This is a genomic window from Bacillus sp. SIMBA_074 (genome assembly GCF_046534555.1).
GTDB lineage: Bacteria > Bacillota > Bacilli > Bacillales > Bacillaceae_G > Bacillus_A > Bacillus_A mycoides.
The window spans coordinates 1-231 of sequence record NZ_JAWRYM010001328.1 but is presented as its reverse complement, the minus strand read 5'-3'; the positions used below and the strand labels follow the sequence as shown (position 1 = coordinate 231).

Here is a 231-nt window from a genome sequence, read left to right as displayed (position 1 = left end):
CCGCCATTGGAAAAATTATTGATAACTGGGATGTTTTTAGAAAGAAAGTTTCTGAATATAACTACTCAACTGCAAATAGCTCACTTAATGAAAGTTATAAGGAATTGGCTGCTGCTTATCTTGAAAATAGAACCCATGATCAATACGGTTCAATTAGACTGCACTTCCAAGATTATGCAAAGTCATTGGGAATAAGAACCAGTGATATCTTACTTCCTTCGGATACACCAG

General features: G+C 35.5%; 1 protein-coding gene. It reads left to right on the top strand.

Annotation, left to right across the window (positions count from 1 at the left end; all coding sequences use genetic code 11):
- Positions 1 to 231: hypothetical protein (locus SB773_RS35010; RefSeq protein WP_410595193.1), on the top strand; the 231-nt coding region annotated here is incomplete at both ends.